This is a genomic window from Dyella sp. 2HG41-7 (genome assembly GCF_021390675.1).
Lineage (GTDB): Bacteria > Pseudomonadota > Gammaproteobacteria > Xanthomonadales > Rhodanobacteraceae > Dyella_B.
Genome location: NZ_JAJEJV010000004.1, coordinates 3,523,137 through 3,544,073 on the forward strand (window position 1 = coordinate 3,523,137; position 20,937 = coordinate 3,544,073).

Annotated in this window: 16 protein-coding genes; 4 read left to right on the forward strand and 12 right to left on the reverse strand. The window is 61.2% G+C overall.

Annotation, left to right across the window (positions count from 1 at the left end; all coding sequences use genetic code 11):
* Nucleotides 1-7: 7 nt before the first annotated feature.
* The 7 genes from L0U79_RS17390 to xerD all read right to left on the reverse strand — a co-directional run bounded on the left by L0U79_RS17390 (nt 8) and on the right by xerD (nt 9,415).
* Nucleotides 8-916 carry a DMT family transporter gene (locus L0U79_RS17390; RefSeq protein ID WP_233843487.1) on the reverse strand — a complete coding sequence of 303 codons (909 nt, stop codon included), beginning with the start codon at nt 914-916 and terminating at the stop codon, nt 8-10.
* Complete coding sequence (locus tag L0U79_RS17395; protein ID WP_233843488.1) at nt 913-1,779, reverse strand: glycosyltransferase family 2 protein; 867 nt, start codon at nt 1,777-1,779, stop codon at nt 913-915. Before L0U79_RS17395 ends, L0U79_RS17390 begins: the two co-directional genes overlap by 4 nt.
* A 106-nt stretch (nt 1,780-1,885) precedes the next feature.
* A complete protein-coding gene (locus L0U79_RS17400; protein WP_233843489.1) occupies nt 1,886-2,674 on the reverse strand; it encodes a hypothetical protein in 789 nt (262 codons plus the stop codon).
* Nucleotides 2,632-6,492 (reverse strand): phosphoribosylformylglycinamidine synthase, encoded by a 3,861-nt coding sequence (gene purL, locus L0U79_RS17405; protein WP_233843490.1) that lies wholly within the window; start codon nt 6,490-6,492, stop codon nt 2,632-2,634. The genes L0U79_RS17400 and purL overlap by 43 nt, the downstream gene beginning before the upstream one ends.
* Nucleotides 6,493-6,611: 119 nt before the next feature.
* Nucleotides 6,612-7,478 carry a DNA ligase gene (locus tag L0U79_RS17410; protein ID WP_233843491.1) on the reverse strand — a complete coding sequence of 289 codons (867 nt, stop codon included), beginning with the start codon at nt 7,476-7,478 and terminating at the stop codon, nt 6,612-6,614.
* A gap of 98 nt (nt 7,479-7,576) precedes the next feature.
* Nucleotides 7,577-8,362, reverse strand: coding sequence for a thioredoxin fold domain-containing protein (locus L0U79_RS17415; RefSeq protein WP_233843492.1), 786 nt, complete (start codon nt 8,360-8,362; stop codon nt 7,577-7,579).
* Between the two features lie 129 nt (nt 8,363-8,491).
* On the reverse strand, nt 8,492-9,415 hold the full coding sequence (xerD, locus tag L0U79_RS17420; protein ID WP_233843493.1) for a site-specific tyrosine recombinase XerD: 924 nt from the start codon (nt 9,413-9,415) through the stop codon (nt 8,492-8,494).
* A gap of 43 nt (nt 9,416-9,458) precedes the next feature.
* On the opposite strand from xerD, the gene L0U79_RS17425 reads away from it, so the two are divergent.
* Complete coding sequence (locus tag L0U79_RS17425) at nt 9,459-9,959, forward strand: RDD family protein (RefSeq protein ID WP_233843494.1); 501 nt, start codon at nt 9,459-9,461, stop codon at nt 9,957-9,959.
* A gap of 148 nt (nt 9,960-10,107) precedes the next feature.
* Nucleotides 10,108-11,379, forward strand: a complete 1,272-nt coding sequence (gene phaZ, locus L0U79_RS17430) for a polyhydroxyalkanoate depolymerase (protein ID WP_233843495.1) — start codon at nt 10,108-10,110, stop codon at nt 11,377-11,379.
* Between the two features lie 30 nt (nt 11,380-11,409).
* Here the strand turns inward: phaZ and ltaE are convergent, their stop codons facing one another.
* The 4 genes from ltaE to lptF form a co-directional block, all read right to left on the reverse strand.
* Nucleotides 11,410-12,426: a low-specificity L-threonine aldolase gene (gene ltaE, locus L0U79_RS17435; RefSeq protein WP_233843496.1), complete on the reverse strand. Its 1,017-nt coding sequence runs from the start codon at nt 12,424-12,426 to the stop codon at nt 11,410-11,412.
* A gap of 75 nt (nt 12,427-12,501) precedes the next feature.
* Nucleotides 12,502-12,957, reverse strand: coding sequence for a putative toxin-antitoxin system toxin component, PIN family (locus L0U79_RS17440; protein ID WP_233843497.1), 456 nt, complete (start codon nt 12,955-12,957; stop codon nt 12,502-12,504).
* The gene (gene lptG / locus L0U79_RS17445; protein WP_233843498.1) at nt 12,950-14,050 is read right to left on the reverse strand and encodes an LPS export ABC transporter permease LptG; all 1,101 of its coding nucleotides are present in this window, start codon (nt 14,048-14,050) and stop codon (nt 12,950-12,952) included. The genes L0U79_RS17440 and lptG overlap by 8 nt, the downstream gene beginning before the upstream one ends.
* Nucleotides 14,051-14,052: 2 nt before the next feature.
* A complete protein-coding gene (gene lptF, locus L0U79_RS17450; protein WP_233843499.1) occupies nt 14,053-15,156 on the reverse strand; it encodes an LPS export ABC transporter permease LptF in 1,104 nt (367 codons plus the stop codon).
* Between the two features lie 94 nt (nt 15,157-15,250).
* Here lptF and L0U79_RS17455 point away from each other — a divergent pair, with 94 nt between their 5' ends.
* Together L0U79_RS17455 and L0U79_RS17460 are read left to right on the forward strand one after the other, a co-directional pair.
* Nucleotides 15,251-16,738 carry a leucyl aminopeptidase gene (locus tag L0U79_RS17455; RefSeq protein WP_233843500.1) on the forward strand — a complete coding sequence of 496 codons (1,488 nt, stop codon included), beginning with the start codon at nt 15,251-15,253 and terminating at the stop codon, nt 16,736-16,738.
* Between the two features lie 64 nt (nt 16,739-16,802).
* Nucleotides 16,803-17,225, forward strand: a complete 423-nt coding sequence (locus tag L0U79_RS17460; RefSeq protein ID WP_233843501.1) for a DNA polymerase III subunit chi — start codon at nt 16,803-16,805, stop codon at nt 17,223-17,225.
* A 44-nt stretch (nt 17,226-17,269) separates the two neighbouring features.
* Here L0U79_RS17460 and L0U79_RS17465 read toward each other — a convergent pair whose 3' ends face one another.
* The gene (locus L0U79_RS17465) at nt 17,270-20,872 is read right to left on the reverse strand and encodes an ATP-binding protein (protein ID WP_233843502.1); all 3,603 of its coding nucleotides are present in this window, start codon (nt 20,870-20,872) and stop codon (nt 17,270-17,272) included.
* Nucleotides 20,873-20,937 lie beyond the last annotated feature (65 nt).

A 20,937-nucleotide genomic window follows, 5' to 3' on the forward strand; every position in this document is an offset into this window, starting at 1 on the left:
GGACGCATCACACCTCGTGATGCACGGCCTCAGCAGGTAGTTTGTTTTTATCCGCGCGACGCGGCATCAGTTCCACCAGATACATCGCAGCCAGCACCAAACCGCCGCCGCACAGCATGCGCCAGGTCAATACGTCGCTGCCGAACGCCACGGCGAATGCGGCGGCAAAAACCGGTTCCGTAGTCATCACGATGGCGGCGCGCGAGGCAGGCAGATGCGCCTGCGCCCACGTTTGCATCAGCATCGCGCCGGCGCCTGCGATCAACGCCATGTACAACACGGCAATCCACGCATCGCGATCGGGCGGCAAGGTGGGACCGCCGTGCGGGACCGTCGCAAGCAAGCAAACAAATGCAATAACGGCCATCTGCACAGCCGAAAGACCAAACGCTTCATCGGCGCGCGACCACTGTCCCAGCGCCACGATGTGCAAACCGTAAAGCAACGCCGAAACCAACGTGAGCCACACGCCGGCATCGACCGAAAATCCGTTGAGCGACAACAGCGCCAAACCTAATGTCGCCATACCGACGGCGAGCCATACGATGGCCGGAGTGCGCTGGCGCAGCAAGATCGTGGCGAGTATCGGCGTAAACACCACATACATCCCCGTCACGAACCCGCTGACGCTGGGCGATATCAAGGATAGCCCCCAGGTCTGCAGCAATTGTCCGACGCCATAGATTGCGCCGAGCACCATGCCGCGCCACAACTGCCGTCGTTCAAGTCGCGCCACATGTCGATGAAACAGCAGAAACATGGCGACGGCGGCAACGATAAAGCGCACCGCCAGAAAGTCCGCCACCGGCATCCGGTTCACCACACCTTTGATCAACACAAAGGTGGAACCCCACACCGCCGTCATCACCAGCAAACCCAAGGTTGCCAGCAAGCTCACCCGCGAAGCGGCGCTCATCGCCGCGCCATCCGCATCCACTGCCCCGGAATCATCAACAGAAAGTGAACCCAAATTCCTAGCCACACGATCGCACGCACGAAAAATTTCTGTGCAGCAGGATCGAACTTGCGGAACCAGCGCCACATACCACGGTGCTTGTGATAACTCACGAATACCGGGCGATGCCGACTCGATCCGCCCTTGCCGTGCAAGACGCGAACATCGCCCGCCAACAGCACGCGCCAGCCTGCGTCGCGCGCGCGGCGGCACAGATCCAGATCTTCGCAATGCAGGAAATATTTTTCGTCGAAGCCGTACAACCATTCGAAGACGCGACGCGGCATCGCCATCACCGCGCCGGACACGGCTTCGGCGTCGACCACATGATCGGGCATCGCATGGATGTTCACCCCGCCGCTGCGCTTGAACAATGTGGCGAGCGCGCGACCCATCACGGGATCGTGCCGGAACGACGCCGGATCGGGCACGCCTTTCGCATCGCACACGACCGCACCGACGAGACCCGCTTTCTTTTCCGTCGCCAACACGTCCAGCAATCGTTGCAGGGCCGACTCCTCGATCACGCAATCGGGATTAAGGATCAGCAGGTTTTCGCCACGCGCCTTCGCCGCCGCGCGGTTGACGGCCGGCCCGAAGCCGAGATTGGCGTGGTTGTCGATCAGCATGAAACGATGATCGCTCTCACGCGCACGCGCGATGGCCTGTGGAATACCGTCGGACGATGCGTTGTCGATCAGCAACAGTTCGAGCGGCACCGTGCACGCCAGCACGCTTTTGACACAGTCGCGCAAACTCTCACCGCTGTCGGCGGAGACGATGATAACGCTGAGCTGCAGTGGTGCGTGATCAAGATCTGGCATGACTGGATGATGACGGATTCTGTGTTGATTGATGTCTTAGCGAGCGACAAAGATTGCAACGAATGCTCTGCTTGATGTGGACAACTTCAGAAACAAACGCTTTACATCACGATACGTCGATCTGATCCTGGCCGAGCACGTGCGACAGCGCCAAGGGCGGTTGTTCTTCGCTGCGGCTTAACCATGCCTCGCTCGCATGCCAGCCGTAAAGTCGCCAACCGCGCAATCGATAAAGCTTGTCGTGTGCGCGATCGTACAGCACCAAACCGCGTTGCGCCGTCATCGGCAACGCGACCCATTGTTCCCCGGGCGCCACGGCAACCTGCGGCTCGATGTTATCGATGTGCACCGTTGCTTCAATGCAACAACGATGCTCGGCTGTCATCGCGATGCGGCAAGCGATATTCGTTGATGCACTATCCACAGTCATCCATTGGGGCGGCGCCAATTCAATCAATGTGTCCGAAGGCCCAACATGCGCCAGCGCCATCTCACTCCATTCTGGCGCCGCTGCAGCGACGGCGACATCGCGCTGCGGTTTGTGGTCCTGCCAAGACTCCAGCCACACCAGCAACGAAAACCCGACCAGGGCCCCGAGCAACGTTAACGTAGCGCCCAATGCGGGACGATCGAATGCGAGATAGCTCGCAATCAGCAATCCTGCCAGCCCCCAGCGCAATGCCCGCCGCAGCGGGCCTCTAAAGCGTTGCAGTCGCGGCAGTTGCGCAGCTTGTATCGCCGCGACGCCGAGCAGCAACGGCAGCCCGATCCACCACGGCACACATGCAAGCAAAACCATCCAAGCGATGGCCAGCAGCCAAGCCGGCCATCGGCGTAAGGGTTCGGCTGATGTCAGCCGCACCACACCCTGGCGTTGCGGAACATGCGCATCCACGGCGAATCCTCGCCCCAGGAATCCGGATGCCAACTCATCTGCACGCTGCGGAAGACGCGTTCCGGATGCGGCATGAGAATCGTGACGCGTCCGTCGGCGGCCGTGAACCCAGCCAGACCGCCCGGCGATCCGTTCGGATTGAGCGGATAATTTTCGGTGGGCTTGCCGCGGTTATCCACGAAACGCACCGCGCCGTTCGACTTGGACGGGCTGCACGCTTGCGGAAAACTCACGCGCCCTTCGCCGTGCGCGACGGCAACCGGAATGCGCGATCCGGTCATACCCTTGAAGAAGATGCTGGGCGAATCGAGCACTTCGAGCGTCGCCAGGCGCGCTTCGTATTGTTCGGACGCATTGCGCAGGAACTTCGGCCAATGTTGCGCGCCGGGAATGATGTCCTTGAGCTGGCTCAACATCTGGCAACCGTTGCACACGCCCAACGCGAACTTGCTGGAGTCGGCAAAGAAGGCCGTGAATTGCGCGCGCAATTGATCGTTGTAAAGAATCGACGCGGCCCAACCGCGACCCGCGCCGAGCACGTCGCCGTAGGAGAACCCGCCGCACGCGGCGAAGCCGCGGAAGTCGCTGAGCTTGACGCGACCGCTGACGAGATCGGACATATGCACGTCCACCGCCTCGAAGCCGGCGCGCGTAAACGCAGCCGCCATCTCGACCTGACCGTTCACGCCCTGCTCGCGCAGAATCGCCACGCGCGGACGGTCGGCCGCCTTTGCGTACGGCTTCGCGATGTCATCCGCCGGATCGAACGTAAGCTTGGGACTGATGCCCGCATCGGCGTCGTCGACGCGCCAATGCATCTCTTGATCGGCGGTGACCGGGTTGTCGCGCAAGCGCTGCATCGCGTGACTGGTTTCGTTCCACGCGTTGAACAACTGCGTCCAGTTCCATTTGAACAACGTATCGCCGTTATGGAATAGCTTGATACCGAGCTTTTCTTTCGGACGTCCAATGCGGCTGCTGACGCCGGCCAGACCGTGCTTGATCAGCAGCGCCTCGAATGCTTCGCGATTCGCGGCGGCGACCTGCAATACTGCGCCCAGCTCTTCGTTGAAAAGCGCGCGCAGTGCGGATTCGCCCCAACCGTCCAGCGTAATTTCCAAGCCGCAATGGCCGGCGAACGCCATCTCCAACAACGTGACGATCGCGCCGCCGTCGGAACGGTCGTGGTACGCCAATACCAAACCGTTGCGATTGGCTTCCTGCACCAGATCGAACAGCGCTTTGAGGCGCTTGGCGTCTTCCAGATCCGGCGGCACGCCGCCGCCCCGATTGAAGACTTGCGTGAGTGCGGAACCGCCCAAGCGGCAACGTCCTGCGCCGAGGTCGATCAACCACAGATCGGAATCGCCGCGATCCAATCGCAGCTGCGGCGTCAACGTGCGACGTACATCGCTGACGCGCGCAAAGCCGGTGATCACCAGCGACACGGGAGCGATCGTGCGCTGCGGCGTGTCGCCGTCTTGCCACACGGTCTGCATGGAGAGCGAGTCTTTGCCGACCGGAATGGAAATATCCAGCTCCGGGCACAGCTCCATGCCGACGGCTTTCACGGCGTCGAACAGCGCCGCGTCTTCACCGGGATGATTCACGGCTGCCATCCAGTTGGCGGACAGACGCACTTCACCCAACGAGTCGATCGGCGCGGCGGCCAGATTGGTGATCGCTTCGCCGACCGCAAGACGCGCCGCGTCCGCGCTGTTGAGCAAAGCGACCGGCGCGCGTTCGGCCATCGCCATCGCTTCGCCTTTGTAACCTTCGAAATCCAGCAAGGTCACCGCGCAATCGGCCACCGGCACCTGCCACGGACCGACCATCGGATCGCGCGCGCACAAACCGCCCACGGTGCGATCGCCGATGGTGATAAGAAAGCTCTTGCTGCCGACGGTCGGCAAACGCAGCACGCGCATCAGCGCTTCGTTCATGCCGATACCGCTGAGATCCGGAATCAGATCGATGCGCGGCTTGATGCGCTTGGCATCGCGATGCATGCGCGGCGCTTTGCCGAACAGCACATCCATCGGCAGATCGATGACCTTCAAATTGCGACGCGGATCGGTGACGCGCAGCACGCGTTCCTTGGTGGCCGTACCGACCACCGCGTAAGGGCAACGCTCACGCACGCAAAACGCTTCAAATTCCGCGAGGTTTTCCTGGGCGATGCCCAGCACGTAGCGTTCCTGCGACTCGTTGCTCCACACCTGCATCGGCGAAAGCGAAGGATCGTCGCACGGCACTTTCGACAAATCGATGTCGCCACCCACACCGGCATCGTTGAGCAACTCGGGAATGGCGTTGGACAAACCGCCCGCGCCCACGTCGTGAATGCTCACGATGGGATTGCGCACACCGAGGAACCAGCACGCGTCGATCACTTGCTGGCAGCGACGCTCCATTTCCGCGTTGTCGCGTTGCACCGATGCAAAATCCAGTTCCGCACTCGACGCGCCGGACGCCACGGACGACGCCGCGCCACCGCCCAAACCGATCAACATCGCAGGACCGCCAAGCACGATCACGGCGTGACCCGGCTGTAGTTCCTGCTTCTGCACATCGATGCTTCGGATGTTGGCGAGACCGCCGGCGATCATGATCGGTTTGTCGTAACCGCGGCGCACGCCTTCTTCGCCGGTTTCGTGCTCGTACGTGCGGAAATAACCGCCCAGGCACGGACGGCCGAATTCGTTATTGAACGCGGCAGCGCCAAGCGGGCCGTCGCGCATGATCTCGAACGCGCTCGCCATGCGCGGCGGCAGCGGACGTTCCACTTCCCACGGTTGCGGATGACCGGGAATGCGCAGATCCGACACGGAAAAGCCGGTCAAGCCGGCCTTCGGTTTGGCGCCGCGACCAGTCGCGCCTTCGTCGCGGATTTCACCGCCCGCGCCCGTTGCCGCACCCGGCCACGGCGCGATCGCCGTGGGGTGATTGTGCGTTTCGACTTTGATGGCGTATTCGATGCGTTCTTCGCTATCGCGCCACACGCCATCGGTACCGCACACGAAACGTTTGCCAGCATGACCTTCGACGACGGCGGCGTTGTCCTTGTAGGCCGAAAGCGTGTAAGCCGGCGAATGCTGATGCGTGTTCTTGATCATGCCGAACAGGCTTTTTTCCTGCGCTTCGCCGTCGACCGTCCAACTGGCGTTGAACACTTTGTGGCGGCAATGCTCGGAATTGGCCTGCGCGAACATAAAGAGTTCGGCGTCGGTGGGATCGCGACCGAGTTCGGCGTAGCGCTCGGCGAGGTAATCGATCTCGTCGTCGGCCAACGCCAGGCCCAATTCTTTGTTGGCCTTGGCCAGCGCAGCGCGCGCATCGAAACCCAGCGCGATATGCACGAGGTTGCCGGGCTGGCCGGCAAGGAACAAACCTTGCGCCTGTTCCAGTTGCGTCAGCACCGATTGCGTCATCGGATCGTGCAGGACCGCGAGCACATCGTTGTATCGCGCATCGCTGACAGCGGGCATGCCGCTTATCTGGTAAGCGATGCCGCGTTCGACGCGTCGTACATCGAATCCGCAGTCGTGCAGGATGTCCGTCGCCTTGCTGGACCACGGCGAAATGGTGCCCAGACGCGGCACGATCCAAAACGAAGCCGATTCCGGCTTGCTGTCTTTGGCTTCCAGCGCCTCAAGCAAGTGCTTGCGCTGCTCGCCCTCGGGCTCGGCGGCCGCGTCGATGACATAGACAAACCAGCACGCCTGCACCCGGGCGCCACGATGCAGGGCATCCAGACGGGCATTCAGACGTTCCAGACGAAAAGGCGAGAGGGCGCTCTGCCCGTCGAGTGCGATCATTGCGGGGGAAAAGGCGCTAAGCAGTGGAGTCGGCTATTGTACCTTAGCCACGCCATGCTCGCTTCTATTCCGGGCGAGACCGGGCAGCCAGACTGGGCTGACGCGCCTTCGCCATCGTGCTAAAGCTCGTCGCGAATGCGCATAAATCGCGCAAACCGAGGCTTTCCGCCGGATGTCATGCCCTGGTAACGATAAGTGACCGTACTTCCTACCGGCGGCGGATCACGTCGCTGATCGTCGCTAAAGCCCGTGCCGATCCGAAAGCGCGTACCGTCCGTTCGCTCCACCAGCAGCGCGCCCATCATGCCTTCATATTTGCCTTTGCCGGGCATGTAGGCCACCACGCGCGCTTCGGCGTCGTCGAAGGGCTTGAATTTCAGCAGATCGTCATTCCGACCGGCGTGATAAAGCGATGCGCCTCGATGCAGCACCAGTCCCTCACCGTCGCCTTGCACGATCTCGTCGAGTTTGCGCTGTAACGCGGCTTCGTCGGCCACTTTGAATTGTTCTACGGCCTGCACCCAGGGGCGATCGATCTGCGCAATCAGACGTTGGAGCGCAGGAATGCGCCGATCGAACGCACCGGATTGGCCCGGCGCGTCGAACACCATGTAATGGATGTGACGCCAGGCTTCATCGTCGGCAGGTTGTTGGCGAACGGTAGACGAGGCTTGTTCGAATTCGCCGCGCGCCACCCACAACTCGCCATCCAGCGCCGTTTTCGGAAATTTCGCGGTGAACCACGCGGGCGCGTGGATCACGTTGCCGCTGCGTGTGCGCAGCGCTTCGCCGTCCCAATAGCCGCGCACGCCGTCGTATTTTTCGCTGACCCAATAATCGCCGAGCGCAACGCCAGCGTGATAAAGACTCGGCAGCGTAACCGGCGATGGCGTCGCCGATACCGCATACACCGGCTGAGCGAGCGCCAGACCGATCAGAAAGGGCAAGACACGCAATGTACTTGCCGCACGTAGAGATTTCCGCATGACACATCCCCGAGAATCCAATGACCCATTCGCCGCTTTCGCGCGCGAAGCAAAAACGCGGGTCTATTGTCGGTACGTGTCTAAGCCGGATCGATGGATCAACTTCCCTTGGTTGCGTGCGCCTGCACCGCTTGCAGCATCTGCTCGGGCGTCAGATAGCCGCCAATCATCGTGCCGTCTTCGGTATACACCGCCGGCGTGCCGGTAACGCCCAAACGCAATCCCAGATCGAATTGGTTCTTGACCGGGTTGTCGCACGTCGCCGCTTTGGGTTCGTGGCCCTTCTTCGCGTCGGTAAACGCATCGTTGCGATGGGCCGAACACCAGATCGACACCATCTCTTTATACGTGGCGGTGGGTTGGCCGTCGTCGCCGATCACGCCCGAACGCGGCCATGCCAGATACTCAACAGCGATACCCTCTTTGTTGAGGTCTTTGATCTGGTCGTGCAGCACGCGGCAATACGGACACGTGACGTCGGTGAATACCGTCACCGTGTATTTGGGATGCTCGGGTGCGAACACGATGCGGTCCGACGCCGGCACTTTCGCGAGCTCCGATTTGCGAAACGTCGCCCAGGCGCTTTCGCTGAGGTTTGCGCCGTTGTTCGCATCGATCAGACTTCCGTCCATGACGTACTTGCCATCGGCGCTCATGTAGATCAAATGGCCCGACGCAATCACCTGGTAGAACCCAGGCATCGGCGAGGGCGTGATTTGATCGATCTTGGCCTTGGGAACCAGCCGCTGAAGGGTTTGGCGCACGACATTTTCAGGGGTTGCCGTCGCGGCGGGCGGCGGCGTGCTGACCGTTGCCGCCATGGCCGCACCTGCTTGGATCGCCAGCACACCAGTGCAAAGCATCCGCCAGAACTTCTTGGACATCACAACCTCTTCGACTGCGCCGAGATCAACGGGGAAGGCGCGAATTATCGCATTTCTGCCGCAGCAACGCGCTGTCAGCGCGATGCTCACCGCAGCATCACTTCATGCCTACAAGGCGATCTTACGCTGCTAACCGCGCGGATGATGCTGGGCGTGCAGGCGTTTCAGTCCTTCCTTGGCGACCAGCGTATAAATTTGCGTGGTGCTCAACGCGCTGTGACCCAAGAGCATCTGCAAAGCGCGTAGGTCCGCGCCATGATTGAGCAAATGCGTGGCGAAGGAATGCCGCAAAACGTGCGGTGAAATGCGCTTGGCGTTGATGCCCACGGCGACGGCGTAGCGCTTGACCAAGGTCCAGAACATCTGCCGCGTCATGCCTTCGCCGCGCTTGCTCAAGAAGAGCGCGGCCGGCTGTCGACCTTTGGCGAGCGCGGGGCGCGCCTGGGCCAGGTAGGTCTGGATGTATTCCATCGCCACCTCGCCGACCGGCACCAGTCGATCCTTGCCGCCCTTACCGGTGACGCGCAGCACGCCTTGGCGCATGTTCAACGCGGCCAGCGGCAATTCGACCAATTCGGAAACGCGCAAGCCCGAGGCGTACATCAATTCCAGCATCGCACGGTCGCGCAAGCCGAGCGTGGCCGAGACATCGGGCGCATGCAGCAAGCCTTCCACCTCGCGCTCCGCCAAGGCTTTGGGCAAGCTGCGCGGCATTTTTGGGCGTTCGATCAACAAGGTGGGATCGTCGAACCCCGGCTCGTTGCGCGCGAGCGATGCGTAATAACGGCGAAATGCCGATTGGCGGCGCGCCATCGAACGAACCGCCACCGGCTGCGAGCCGTGGAACGCCGATAGATCCTCGCGTTGCGCGGTGCGCAGCTGACGGCCGCGTGTCGCCAGCCAGCGCGCCAGGGTTTCGAGGTCTTGCTTGTACGCATCGAGCGTGCGCTCGGCGAGCCCGTCCTCGGACCAGATACGCTCGATAAAAGCAGCGATTTCCTGTTGGTCGGCGTCCGAAATGGGCGCGGGCTCTTTACGGATGTTCTCTTTCATGCGCACGATGCTGGGCATAGACCGCGCAAGGTGCAAGCGATCCATGACACAAACGACAACGCAGGATGTGATGTGCCCGCTGTGGCGACGCTTGTTCGCACTGCTCTATGACTTGGTTGCGGTGATCGCCATCGTGATGGTGGTGGGAATGATCTGCCAACTGGCCACGCACGGAAACCTGATCACCACCGGCGCAAACGTGCATATCGCGTGGTGGTATCAGCCATTGCAAGCGCTGATGGTGGCTGCGTATTTTCTGGTTTCGTGGTTGCGCGGCGGACAGACTTTGGGCATGCGGCCGTGGCGCATTCGAGTGACATCCAACGGAGGCGCTCGATTGGCGCCCAAGCAGGCGCTGCTTCGGTTGATTGTCGCCGCCCTGCCCTTGTCGCTCCTGGCGCTAGCGCCTTATTCCGGCCCGCGAACGGCGCTCTGGGCCGTCGCGATCGGCTGGTGTGTCTGGTTTGCGGTGGCGTTGGTCGATCGTCATCGCCGAACGCTGCACGATATCGTCGCCGGTTCAGAGGTGCGTCGAATCGGATGAAAACTTGGCGTCACTGGGGCGCGTGAGACGATCGGACTTCACCTAATTCATAACTATCTGACCCACAAAGAAACTTTGGTCTGCCGCAACGCAACATCAGAGACGCTAACCGGCTATGATATGACTTTAGACCGCCGGTCAGTTCCCCATGCTTTATCAGTTCCACGAATGGCAACGCGCTTTTCTCGGCCCGCTCAGCCACTACGCCGAAGCCAGCGCTCGCATGCTCTCCGACCCCAGCAGCCCGCTCTCGCACATCCCGGGCGCGCAACGCATGGCGGCGGGGTATGAGCTGATCCATCGCCTGGGCAAGGATTACGAAAAACCCGCGTTCGGCATTCACAGCATCACCAACCCGCAAGGCAATCAAATCGCCATCGTCGAGCGCATCGACATGGAGACGCCGTTCTGCCAACTGCGTCGCTTCAAGCGCTTCAGCGACGATCCGGAAACCATCGAAAAGATGAAGACCGAACCGGTGGTGCTGGTGGTGGCGCCGTTGTCGGGGCACCACTCCACATTACTGCGCGACACCGTGCGCACGCTGCTGCTCGATCACAAGGTGTACATCACCGATTGGACGGATGCGCGCATGGTTCCCGCGTCGGCGGGCGCGTTCCATCTGGACGACTACGTCGCGACCATCGAAACGTTTATCCGTCACATCGGCGCCGAATCGCTGCATGTGATCTCGGTCTGCCAACCCACCGTGCCGGTGCTGGCGGCCATTTCCTTGATGGCCGCCCGCGGCGAAGCCACGCCACGCAGCATGACGATGATGGGCGGCCCGATCGATCCGCGCCGCAGCCCCACCAGCGTCAACAACCTCGCCACTCAACAACCGCTGAGCTGGTTCAAGGGCAACGTGATCCACACCGTACCGCCGAACTATCCGGGGCATGGGCGCGAGGTGTATCCGGGCTTTCTGCAGCACGCCGGATTTATCGCGATGAATCCGGGCCGTCATCTGACGTCGCATTGGGACTTCTATCTCAACCTGTTGCGCGGCGACGAAGACGACGCGCAGGCGCATCGCAAGTTCTACGACGAATACAACGCCGTGCTCGATATGCCGGCGGAGTATTACCTCGACACGATCAGCACGGTGTTCCAGCAATTCCTGCTGCCGCGCGGCGTGTGGGACGTGAACGGCGAGCGCGTGGATCCTTCGGCGATCAAGCGCACCAGTCTGCTTACCATTGAAGGCGAGTTGGACGACATCTCCGGCATCGGCCAGACGGAAGCGGCGCACGACTTGTGCACCGGCATCCCGCAATCGCGCCGCCTGCACCGCATGATTCACGGCGCCGGCCACTACGGCATTTTCAGCGGACGTCGTTGGCGCGAAGTGGTGTATCCGCAAGTGCGCGACTTTATTCGCCGCTCGGATATGGCGCTGGTGTCGACCAAGCGCGCCTGATGCGTTCTCCCCGTTTTGGGGAGAATCGCTTTAACGGACGAAAAAGGCCTTGAATGCGGTGATGACGCGTTCGATGCCGGCATCGTCGATATCCAGATGCGTCACCAAACGCAGCGTCGGCAGATAGCCGATGCTGATGCGAATCGATGCGGCGCGCAGATGCGCATCCAATTCGCGCAAGCGATCCGCTGGCACGTCGATAAACACCATGTTGGTGTGCTGGCCGAGCAACTGGATGCCCGGAATATCGCGCAGGCTACTCGCCAGTTGCACGGCGCGTGCATGATCGTCCGCCAAACGGGCGACGTGATGATCCAACGCATGCAAACACGCCGCCGCAAGCATGCCCGCCTGACGCCAGCCGCCGCCGGCGACTTTGCGCCAACGCCGCGCCTTGTCGATCAACGCTGCGGAACCGACGAGCACCGATCCCACCGGCGCGCCCAGCCCTTTCGACAAACAAATCGAAACGCTGTCGAAATACCGCGCGATATCGCGCACCGACACGCCGCCGCCGATCGCGGCGTTATAAAGACGCGCGCCATCCAGATGCAACGCCAGCTTGCGGTCGCGCGCAAAAGCATGCGCAGCGCTCAAGTAATCCATCGGCAACACGCGACCGTGCCAGGTGTTTTCCAGCGCCAGCAACCGAGTGCGCGCGAAATGCGGATCGATCGGCTTGATTGCCGCGGCGACCTTGTCTAGCGGCAACGTGCCATCGGCATCGTGCGCGATCGGCTGCGGCTGAATCGAGCCAAGCACGGCCGCGCCGCCGCCTTCGAATTTATACGTATGCGCATCGGCGCCGACGAGGTATTCGTCGCCGCGCTCGCAATGCGACATCAAGGCAAGCAGATTGGATTGCGTACCCGATGGCACGAACAAGCCCGCTTCGAATCCGAGATCGCCGGCAAGTCGCTGTTGCAGCGCATTGACGGTGGGATCTTCGCCGTAAACATCGTCGCCGACCTCGGCATCGAGCATCGCCTCGCGCATCGCGCGCGTGGGGCGCGTCACCGTATCGCTGCGTAGATCGACCCAGTCCATGACATACCTCGTTGACGGACGAAACAGTCTTCCACTTTGCCGCTCATGCGAGCGAACGGCAAGTCGTCTTTCGCCCTAAATCGCGTCCCGCCATGCGCTAGGCGGCAAAATGGCGAATAAGCCATCGCGCTTCGTACGGCGTGCAAGTCGTAAAAGTTCGTCGTCGCGTGTCAGTAACGCCACCGCGCCCGCTTGCAGGGCCAATTCCAGAAACTTTTGATCGTCGCGGTCTCGACAGCGCGGCAAGGCGATGTCGCCGGCTTCCATCATGTCCGCGACGCTCAGATTTCGTACGTGCTTATCAGACAGCGCAATCGCTTGCGCCTGCCGCTCAGCACTCAGTTTAAGCTGCGAATACGACAGCACCGCGTGCCATTCGGCGCGGCAATCGTTACGCGTAACAAGCTCGATCTCCCCGGCTTGCGCCGCCGTCAACAAAGCAGCGCATTGCGGATCGTCGAAAACGAACAGATCCAGGCAGACGTTGGTGTCCAGTACGTAACGCGGCGGCGCGCCCATCGCATCAGGCATTTTTGCGGAAATAGAACCACGCAATAAACGCCAGCAACATGGCCGGCAACACGTTCGCAGCGATCGGTGGCACGCCATACACCGTGCCGAAGCTCACAATCGCCTTCTGCACGAAATACCAGCTGATCGCGATGATCATGCCAATGAAAATGCGTTTGCCCAACCCGCCCGAGCGCAATGCGCCAAAGGCGAAGGGCATGGTGCACAACACCAGCACCAGCACATTGAAGGGATACATCACGCGGCCCCAGAACGGAATTTCGTAAGGCCGCGTGTTTTCGCCGTTCTTTTGTTTGTAATCGATGATGTGCTGCAGATCGCGCATCGCGAGGTATTGCGGCAACACTTGCGATTGCTGCAGCACTTCTGGGTCGAGTTTGGAATCCCAGTGTTCGTTGGCCGACGTGCTGTCGTGCACGCCGGTGTCGTCCACCGTGGTGGTGCGTACACCGTTCAACACCCACTGTTTGCCGATCTGTTCGGCCGTATTGGCCTGATCGAAACGCACCAATTGCCGGCCGTCGGGCGACAGGGTGAATACGCGCACGTCCATCAATTGCACGTGGGACCCATCGCTCGTATTGCGCACTTCGCTGTGTTTGGCGTTGATGATGCGATCGCCGTCGCGCGCCCACAGGCCGCTATTGGTCAGTCCAAGGCTGCCGCCGGAACGCAGGCGCATTTGCAAGGCTTGCGCCTGTTGATCGCCCCATGGACCGACGGTTTCGCCCATAAAGACCACGCCGGCCGCCAATACAGCGACCACGCCCACGGTCGACACAGCGATACGCAGGCGCGACATGCCGGCCGCGCGCAGCGCTGTCAACTCGCCGGTAGCAGCCAAGCCACCGAGCCCCAGCAGGCCGCCAATCAACGCCGAGAAACTGAACATCTCGTACATGCGGCGCGGAATCGTCACCACGATGTAGAAAATGGCGTTGCTGAGCGTATAGCCGTTGCGCCCGATAAAACCGAGTTGGCGCACGAACTGGATCATCGCGTCCAGCCCCACCAGCACCATCCACACCAGAAACAGCGAGCCGAACACGGTAACGCCGATCAGCCAATCCACGCGTTTGATGCGCAAGCTCATCGTTACGCCCCTGCTTTGCGCGGTTTGCGCGCCGCGTATTGATTGCGGAAATACCACGCAGCGACCAGAAACAAAGCGATGCTGAGCAACCACATCGGCGTGGCGTGATGCCAGTTGCCTTTAGCGATCTTGCCGCGGCACAAGGCGAGCAGATTGTTGTAAACGAAAAATCCGAGCACCGCGATCAACATGCGCCCATAGCGCGGCTCGCGCGGCGTTTGCTTCGACAACGGCAACGCCATCATCAACAATGCCAGGGTCATCAGCGGCATCACCGTACGCCACGCGAATTCGGCGCGCGCATCGGGCGTGACGTTGTGCAGCAGCTCGACCATGTTGAGGTTGTGGATCGGATCTTCTTCGTCATCCGATTGCACCGACGACAATGCGTTGTCGTTGCGCTCGTACTCCATGCGGCGCCAGTTATTGGCGCCCAGCGGAATTTCGTATTGCCAGCCGTCCTGCAGAGCCAGATAGCGGTTGCTGTTGTCACTGTTGGAATACAGATGCCCGTGCTGGCCGGTGGCCATCTTCATGACCAGGCTGCCGTCCTTGTTAGTGCGTTCGGTGGCGATAAACGTGCGGCCGAGCTTTTGACCATCGCGGCTAAGCGTATCCACCAGAATGATGCCGCCCTTACCGGGCAGATCGGTAAAGCGTCCGGCATCCAGACCGGCGGCGATGACCGAACGGTTGGCCGCCTGCACCAGGCTATCGGACGTGCGCGCCGCCAACGGCCCCAACCACATCGCCACCGCGCTGACCGACACCACCATCACGATCGCGATGATCGACATCGGCCGCAACAAACCGGCCATGCCCATGCCCGACGACGACAGCACGTGCATTTCGCTTTCGCGATACATGCGCCCGAAGGTCTGCAACACGCCAAGGAACCCCGCCAACGGCAACATGGTGGACAAGGTGTCGACCATGTTCAGCCCCAGCACCTGGAACATCACGCTGGCCGGAAAGCTGCCCTTGGCCACCTGCTCGAGCACGTGCGCGAAGGTGGTGCCGGCCATGATCACCAGCAACACAATCACTGTGGCGCCAATGGTTTGGCCCAGTTCGCGCAGAAAATACCGGTCTAGGATGCTCAGCATGCGATAGAATTTGGGGTTCCATGCCTCCCGTCCGGAGAGGCAAACCCTTAGTGTAGCCGGTTGGTGAAGACCGGTCTTCCCGCAGGAACTTATGATGACGCTTCAATTCAGCCTCGCCTCCGCCGCCCCTGAAACTGCCGAAACCCCCTGCGTGGTGGTCGGCGTCTATGAAAACGGTCTACTGACCAGCGCCGCCGCGCGCGTGGACAGCGCGGCCGGCGGTGCGATCAAGCGCCAAGTGGAAAGCGGCGACATCTCGGGTAAGGCTGGCTCCACCACAGTGTTGTTCGCGCCGGAAGGCATGCATGCCAAGCGCGTGCTCGTCGTGGGGCTGGGTTCGCAAAAATCGTTCGACGCCGCGCGCTTCCAGAAAGTGTGCATGGAAGCGACGCGCGCGCTCACCCGCTTGCCGATCGACAGCGCTGTTTCGTTCCTCGCCGACGTCGAGGTGCCGGGTCGCGATAGCGCATGGCGTTTGCGCACGGCCGCCTTGGCGGCGGATCACGCCGCCTATCGTTACACCGCCACCTTCAAGCCACGTGAAAAGAGCAGTCAGCCCGAGCTCACCAGCATCACGTTCGCGAGCGACGAACAGGCGCGCACCGGTCTCGATCAGGCCATCGCCATCGCCGAAGGCGTGCGTTTCGCGCGCGAATTGGCAAACCTGCCGCCGAACATCTGCAACCCGGCTTACATCGCCGATCAAGCCGTGCAATTCGCGGAAAGCAACGAAAAAGTCAGCTGCACCGTGCTCGATCACGAGGAAATGGATCAGCTCGGCTTTGGGTCGCTGCTCGCGGTCGGCCGTGGATCGGCCAACCATCCCAAATTGATTGCGCTCGAATACATCGGCGGCGCGTCGGACGAAAAACCGTATGCATTGGTGGGCAAAGGCATCACTTTCGACACCGGCGGCATCAGCCTCAAGCCCGGCCCGGGCATGGAAGAAATGAAGTTCGACATGGGCGGCGCAGCCGGTGTGCTCGGCGCCTTTATTGCGGCCGTAAAAATGGGTTTGAAGATCAACCTCGTCTGCGTCGTGCCGGCGGTGGAGAACATGCCCGACGGCAACAGCTATCGCCCGAGCGACGTGCTCACCAGCTTGTCCGGCATCACCATCGAAGTGCTCAACACCGATGCGGAAGGCCGCTTGATTCTGTGCGACGCGCTCACCTACACCGCGCAGACGTTCCAACCCAAAGCGATGATCGACGCCGCCACGTTAACGGGCGCGTGCGTCATTGCGCTCGGCAAACACGCCAGCGGCTTGATGAGCAAGCACGACGATCTCGCCGCGGAATTGCTCAGTGCCGGCGAAACCACGCTCGATCGCGCATGGCGTTTGCCGCTGTGGGACGACTATCAAACCCAGCTCGATTCCGGTTTCGCCGACATCGCCAATATCGGCGGCAAGAACGCGGGCGCCATTACCGCCGGCTGCTTCCTGTCGCGCTTCACCGAAGGTCAGCGCTGGGCGCATCTGGATATCGCGGGCACCGCGTGGGACGAAGGCCGCAAAGGTCTTGCGACCGGTCGTCCTGTGCCGCTGTTGGCGCAGTGGTTGATCGATCGCGCCGGCTGATGACGATCGGAAACAGGAGCCCCTCGCTCCTGTTTCCTCTTCTCCACATTTCACGTCCATAACGATGCCCCGCGCCGATTTCTACCTTATCGCCAAGCCGCGTTTCAGCGAGCAACCGTTGTTGTTGGTTTGCGAGCTGGCGAAAAAAGCGTTCGCCGCGCAACAACCCACGCTTATTCTCACGCGCGATTTTCCGCAGGCCGAGGCGCTGGACGAATTGCTGTGGTCGTTCGACGAAGATGCGTACATTCCGCATCAATTGGCCGGCGACGACGATGATGCACATACCGCCGTGCTGATCGCCCCGCCCGGCGTGGATACGCAAGCGCGGCCGCTCATCATCAATCTGCGCGAGCAGTGTCCGCAAACCTATGGTGACCGTGTGCTGGAGGTGGTTGCGGCGGATCCTGCGGAACGCGACGGTTCGCGCGTGCGATGGCGCGAATATCAGCGGCTTGGATTCGAAGTCAGCAAGTTCGATATGTAAGCGAGCGCGGCGCGCGTTGAGTCGCGCCGCCGCCTCGAAATATCTTAGACGGGATTTGCTTCCCGCCGCATTAACGCCTCTTGCAACGCCGCGGCGAGTTGCGCACCGGTCAGCGGCTTGTGCAAAAACGCATCGATACCGACCTCGCGACCGCGCGCGATATCCGCCTCACCACCGCGTACCGTCATCGCAACGATGGGCACGTGTTCGCCTTTGACTTCGCCATGGCGAATGAGCTGCGCGATCTGAAAGCCGTCGATGCCGGGCAAATCCAGTTCAAGCACAATGACATCGCTCACCTTCAACGCCGATTCCGCAAGCGCGTTCAATCCATGACTGACGCAGCGCACGTGATGGCCTTGGTGCTCCAACATGCCGCGAATCGCGTTGGCGGCCACCGTATCGGCTTCCACCAACAGCACATCCAGCGAACGCCCTTCTTGCGGAGCGACGATATCGGCAGCCGTTTGCGGCGCTTCTGGCACAACCTGCAACGGGATGCGCACGTGGAAGGTGCTGCCGATGCCGAGCGTGGAATCCAGCAACATGCTGCCGCCCATCAGGCTTACCAATTCGTTGCAGATCGACAAGCCAAGGCCACTGCCGATGCTGCGTTGCGGACCTTCGTCCTGCTCGAAACGGCGGAATAAACGCACGCGGCTGGTTTCGGAAATACCTGGACCCGTGTCGATCACATCCAGCAACAGGGAGCCGCTCACCCATTTCACGTTGATGCGGATGCTGCCGCGCTCGGTGAATTTGACCGCGTTGTTGACGAGATTGAACAGCACTTGTCGTATGCGCAATGCATCGCCGACCAACGATGACGGCACATCGTCTTGGATGTGCATATCGAGCGACAATCCTTTGGCCAGCGCGGCGCCTTTCTGCAAGCGCACGATGTCCTGCAGTATCGGCCGCAGCTCGAACGGCGCCGGGTCCAGCGAAAGCTTGCCGGCCTCGATGCGTGCGAGATCCAACGCATCGTTGAGCAGTTTCAGCAAGGCGTTGCTCGCGCGCTGCATGGATTCGGCGTATTCGCGCTGCGTATCGTTCAGCGGCGTAGCCAGCAACAATTCGGCCATGCCGATCACGCCGGTCATAGGCGTGCGAATTTCATGGCTGAGCGTGGCGAGAAACTGGCTCTTGGCCGCACTGGATTGCTCGGCGATCTGATGCCGCTGTTCGACCAGCTGCATGCGATGGCGATGCGCCAACCGACGACGCCATGCCAGCATCACCAATGCCGCGATGCCCGCCACCATGACTGCATAGAGCAGCCATGCCCACCAACGCAACCAAGGCGGCGATTGCACCGTAATTTGCAGCGGCGTCGGCAACTGCACCCAGCCGCCTTCCGACCCACGCGCCATGATGTCCAGCGTGTAATGGCCGCTGCGCAGGCCGGTGAATTCGCGCTCGCCGTGATTGTCCAGATCAACCCAATCGTTGTCGAACCCGTTGAGGCGGTATCGATATTGATTGGCGGTCGGGTTGATATAGGAAAACACTCTGGCCTGGATATGCAGCTGACTATCGCGCCAGCCGACTTTGACTGGCTCCGCTAGCAACGGCAGTCCGTGCGTCACGCCTTTGTGCTGCACGGTGATTTGCGTCACCGACAACGTCGGCAAGACAGAAGCGGGATCCTCCTTGTCCGGATCGAATCCGACCACACCGCCATTGGTCGCCGCGTAGAGATAACCGTTCGGCAACAATGCATAGCCGCGCGCGAATTCGCCGTTCGCCAGGCCGTTCTGCAAACCAACGTGATAGAAGCTGTTTTGCTTGGGGTCGAAACGCCACAACCCATCGACGCTAAAAACCCACACGCGTCCGTAACAATCCACGTCCAAGTCGACCGCCCGCACGGATGGCCAACCTTGCGAGGCGTCCACTGTGCGATCCAACACCAGGGCCTGACCATTCCGGCGGTAATGCGACAAACCATCCTCTGTCGCCAGCCAAATGCCGGTGCGATCGAAATCGAAGGCGTCGATGGGCTTATCGACCGGTACGCCAGGTACGACGACGAACCGATCGCGCGCGCGGTCAAACCACATCAGTCCGCCATCGCTGGCGTACCAGAACGTATCCTTGTAAAGCATCATCTGACTGCCTAACGTCACCTTCTCGTTAGGCTTATCCATCGCAACCTCGGACACCTCCAAGGTCTCAGGATCGATTCGAAGAATCCCTTGCCCGAAGGTGCGCGCATACATCATTCCGTCGACGCCCGACTCCACTTCCAGTGGGCGGTCGAGCAGTTTTCTCTGCGGATCGATCAGATCCAACCGATCATGCACATAGTCGTAGCGATACAGCGCACCTTGCACGGCGATCCACAGACGATGCCGATTGTCTTCGGTCATGCCGAGAACGTTTCCGTTCAGACCACTGAGGATGTGTTCCACTTTGCCGGTGACGGGATCGAGTCGATCGATGCGGCCTTCGCGCTCGCCCACCCAAATGTGCGTAGCATCGCGTCCGCGCGCCATAGTGGTCGCCACCGAATCGCGCAAGCTGTCGGCGTCGTCGGGTATGTGCGTAAAGCGGCTGAAACGTCCCCAACCGGGCGCGAGATACGCCACACCGCCATCAAGCAGCGTGACCCACATGCCGCCCTCGCGGTCCATCAGCGTTTGCCACACCCACGTGCCCGGTAGATTTCCGTACAAAAGCGGCTGATTGACCAGCTCGATGATCGGCCCGTCCGCATGGGTTTGCAGATACATGCCGCGCTGCGTGCCGATCCATAGCCGACCCGCCTTATCGCGGGTGCTGGTCATGATATTGGTCTCGTGCGGGATGACCGGATCGCCGAACAATCGCGCGACATCGTCCGCGCCGACCATCAACAGTCCGCGATCGGTGTCGATACGCACTTCGTCGCCATTGCCATCAATGCGCCAGGCGTCCATCGACTGGTTGGGATCGGCGGGCTTGATGCGCACAAAGCTTCCATCCGCGTCGCGTCGAAACACGCCTCGATCCGTTCCAATCCAAAGGCGTCCCTTAGGATCGGCATACAACGATTCCACGGTGCCCATATCACCCGGATACAGGCCGGCGAGCGGATTGACCACGTGCTCGAAGCCGTGCCCGTCGGGCAACATGCGGTCGAGCCCCGCGTTGGTGCCCACCCAGATGGCGCCGTCCGAGGTCTGCGCGATCACCCAGACGCGATCGCTGGCCAAGCTTTGCGGATCCGCCGGAATATGCCCCCAATGCGTAAACTTGCCCGTGTCGGGGTTGTAGCGATTGAGCCCCGCATCGAGGCTGCCGGCCCAAATCATTCCGCGCTTGCCGACGACCAGGGTGGCGATTTCGTTGTTGTAGAGCGAGTCGGGATCGTTCTCGATATGACGAAACACCTGGAAATGCAGGCCGTCGAATCGAGCGATGCCACCCTTGGTGCCGAACCACATAGCGCCATCACGATCTTGCGCCACCGCATAGACAGCACTGCTAGGCAAGCCTTCTTGCACGCCGTAGCGTCGAAATTGAGGCGTGGGCAGGGGTGCGGAATCCTGCGCATGAGCGGTCGTTTGCGCGGCAGGAGCAGTCGCTTGAGACGCCGCGGATGCGGGCCCGCCGGGCACGGAAGCACTCAGCAGGAAGGCCAGCCCCAAACTAAAAACCGCCACAGTGGCCCCCGGACCATTCGCGTGAGAGCGGTACCCTACACGCTCGCTGGGGAGGGATCATGCCA